Origin of the sequence: Arsukibacterium sp. MJ3 (assembly GCF_000987765.1) — a bacterium.
GTDB lineage: Bacteria > Pseudomonadota > Gammaproteobacteria > Enterobacterales > Alteromonadaceae > Alishewanella.
Genome location: NZ_LAHP01000047.1, coordinates 1 through 3,276 on the forward strand (window position 1 = coordinate 1; position 3,276 = coordinate 3,276).

At 42.2% G+C, this 3,276-nt stretch carries 3 protein-coding genes; all 3 read left to right on the top strand.

Annotated features, from left to right (window positions below; all coding sequences use genetic code 11):
* Window positions 1-680 precede the first annotated feature (680 nt).
* The 3 genes from VT06_RS16490 (at window position 681) to VT06_RS17925 (ending at window position 2,777) form a co-directional block, all read left to right on the top strand.
* Window positions 681-2,060, top strand: coding sequence for a peptidase domain-containing ABC transporter (locus VT06_RS16490; RefSeq protein ID WP_235357463.1), 1,380 nt, complete (start codon window positions 681-683; stop codon window positions 2,058-2,060).
* A 22-nt stretch (window positions 2,061-2,082) separates the two neighbouring features.
* Window positions 2,083-2,217, top strand: a complete 135-nt coding sequence (locus VT06_RS18760) for a hypothetical protein (protein WP_255353053.1) — start codon at window positions 2,083-2,085, stop codon at window positions 2,215-2,217.
* 398 nt (window positions 2,218-2,615) lie between these two features.
* Entirely contained in the window at window positions 2,616-2,777 is a 162-nt protein-coding gene (locus VT06_RS17925; protein ID WP_235357464.1) for a cysteine peptidase family C39 domain-containing protein, read from the top strand.
* Window positions 2,778-3,276 lie beyond the last annotated feature (499 nt).

Below are 3,276 nucleotides of genomic sequence, written 5' to 3' on the forward strand. Positions count from 1 at the left end.
ATGCTCTGCGGTTCATGTGAAACCTCTGCCTGGTTGTAGATCCAGACAGGGTAAGCAGATTTAGCTAAAGCTGGAATGTGCGGTTGGTGTTACGCTCACTGAACACTTGGCCTCTCTATTAAATTGGAGAAGAAAAAATGTTTTTTAATGCTGTTATATTGCCGTTGCTCGTTGTCGTGGTTATGCCAAGGGTGCTAGAAAAAAGAAATATGACATTGACATCTTGCACCGTATTCGGTGTTGTTATTCTAATATTATTCCACGAATATACTTTTATGAATGAAAACTGGCTGTTTTCAACAACAGTAAAGTGTATAGCTGTACTAATACTGGGATTGGTATCTTTTAAGTATTTCAATAACGATGGTACCTTTAAGAAAAAACATCTAAGAGGGAAATTGTGGTAAAGCGAGTGGGCAGAAGGAATATTTGAGCAGAAGCTCGTTTATATTTTTCATGGAAATAGAGATATAAAAAAGCTTTTTATTAGGATGATACCAAGTCTAAAGAGCTTTTTGCTCTTAAATACTCTCCCATGATTTTTACTCTTAGAATTGATCTATCAATAGCAGCCAGGTTTTTTATAAAGATTTTAAAAATTTTCGGAAATTTAAATCATTCAGTCGTACTTTTCAGTTTGTACGCAAGCTTAAGGTTATCTAATTTCATGAAATGTCATAATGATTTATCAATCTGAAGCCGCTGAATGCGGTCTGGCTTGTATTGCTATGGTAGCCAATCACCATGGCCATCAGCTGGACTTAACCACCTTACGCAACCGCTATAGCGTTTCCCTCAAGGGTGCCAACCTGCAGCAACTTATGCAGCTGGCTAATCAGTTGGGCTTAACGCCGCGCGCCTTAAAGCTAGATTTAGCAGACTTAAAAAACCTGCGCACGCCCTGCATACTGCACTGGGACATGAACCACTTTGTGGTGCTAAAAAAAGTGCACCGCAATGGTATTACCATTTTGGACCCCGCCATGGGCGAGCGGCGTTTAGCGCTGACCGAGGCAGATAAAGCCTTTACCGGTGTCGCGCTAGAGCTAACACCAAGTACCGAATTTAAAAAAATAGACGAGCGGGTGCGCTTAGGCTTAACGGCGTTCTGGACCAAGGTGCAGGGGTTAATACCCTCGTTAACCAAACTATTTATTTTATCCTTATTGCTGCAAGTATTTTTACTGGCCGCGCCGTATTACACCCAGTTGGTGGTGGATGAAGTGCTGATTAGTCAGGACAAACCCTTGCTGGTGGTGCTGGCGCTTGGCTTTGGTTTAATTATGTTGTTACGTGTGCTCACCCAAACGTTACGTGGCTGGGTGGTGCTGCATTTAGGCTCGGTAATGAGTGTGCAAATGGCCACGAATTTAATGCGCCACTTGCTGCATTTGCCTTTAAGTTACCTTGAAAAACGCCATATGGGCGATGTGGTATCGCGCTTTGGCTCGCTTAATGCGGTGCGCGAGCTACTAACCAACAGCCTGGTAGAAGGCGTTATCGACGGCATTATGGCCATTACTGTATTGGTTATGATGTATTTGTACAGCCCGCAACTGAGTTTGGTGGTAGGTATTGCGGTGCTGATTTATGGCGTACTACGCTGGGCCTTATACCGGCCGCTGCATCAGCTTACCGAAGCCAGTATTATCGCTTCTGCCAAAGAGCAAAGCAACTTTATGGAAACGGTGCGTGGCATGCAGAGCATTAAGTTATTTGGCCTGCAAACCCCGCGCCTTAACATGTGGCAAAACCGCTTTGCCGATGCAGTTAACCAGAACTACCGGCTGGGGAAGTGGCAAATCTCCTACGGTACCATTAATCATTTACTATTCGGCATTGAAAACGTATTAGTCGTGTATTTAGCAGCGTTAACAGTGATGAGCGGTGATATGACGGTAGGTATGCTATTCGCCTTTATGGCCTATAAAAACCAATTTACCGAACGCACCGCCGCACTGATAGATAAAGTGGTTGAGATAAAAATGACCAAACTGCACCTAGACCGTTTGGCCGATATGAGAGAAAACAGGACAGGCACAGCAGAAATGTTACGTTAATCAGGCGATTAAACAACTGAATATGACCAGAGTAATCATCGCCCACCGGCCAGAAACTATTGTAAACGCCGAGCGGATTATGCAGTTGCATAAAGGTCAGTTGCAAGATGTAACCCAAGCATACAAGGCAACGTTTGGGAAAAATGTAGCAGAATAAAAACGGCGCAGGCTATCGTGCTGGCGCTTCGGTTTTGGTGCCCCATTCGGCGCTTTTATCGGTGGAATGGTTGGCTCTTTGGCGTGATAGGCGTCTAAGAGAGAAATGGCAAATTTTTTATGCGATGTGTGAAATAGAATAGTTTTAGAGGGCTCTGTTAAGCAGAGCCCAGAGGGTTTGTTTTTATAAAATATTTCGTGACTTTATTTTAATTATTATTACTATTCAATTGGTTAAGTTTTTTTCTGAGGTTGTTTTCTCAGAAAGCTACTCAGTTAGTATAATCAGCGTTTCGATTGATATTATAGCGTCCTTGATTGCATCGATAAGTATCTTTTACATAAATAAGTTTAAATCTCGTAAATCAACTGAATGATTTTTAATTGTTAGAGGCTTATGTGATTTATCAATCCGAAGCGGCTGAATGCGGCCTGGCCTGTATGGCTATGGTGGCTAATTACCATGGCAATCAGCTGGATTTAACCACCTTACGTAATCGCTATAGCGTTTCCCTCAAGGGTGCCAACCTGCAGCAGCTAATGCAGCTCGACAGAAAATAGGACAGGCACAGCAGAAATGATTGAAATTGCGAGGCTTGCACATTACGTTGCAAGCCTCAATGGAGGAAAAGTGAAACTTGTATATTTCAGTATAATTTTGTTATCGGTGAGCTGCATAATTTTAATTCCTTTTGTAGAAAGTTACTTTGCAATGTATTTTGCTCTATCTTTGCTACCGATTAATATTCTTCATGGAAATAGAAATGTAAAAGATTTTCATAAGGATGATAAGAGGTACCAGGGGGCTTTTATTCTTACATACCCTCCCGTGATTTTCATCTTCTTAGTATTGAACCATGGCTGGTGGCTAGGTTGATTTATAGGGAGTTTAAAAATTTCGAATGACTAACACAGAAAATAGGACAGGCACAGCAGAAATGATGTGATTAATTGCCCCATTCATTACACATGTTGATGTGTTTATGCAGGGGCTAATGCGGCAAAGAATGGCGGCTAGGGGCGTTAAAGGGTAATAAATTGCGCCTGATATAGTTTTCAC

What these genes read in the sequence shown, in the direction of transcription:
- VT06_RS16490 (WP_235357463.1), top strand. Translation starts at nt 681, where the DNA reads ATGATTTATCAATCTGAAGCCGCTGAATGCGGTCTGGCTTGTATTGCT.
- VT06_RS18760 (WP_255353053.1), top strand. Translation starts at nt 2,083, where the DNA reads ATGACCAGAGTAATCATCGCCCACCGGCCAGAAACTATTGTAAACGCC.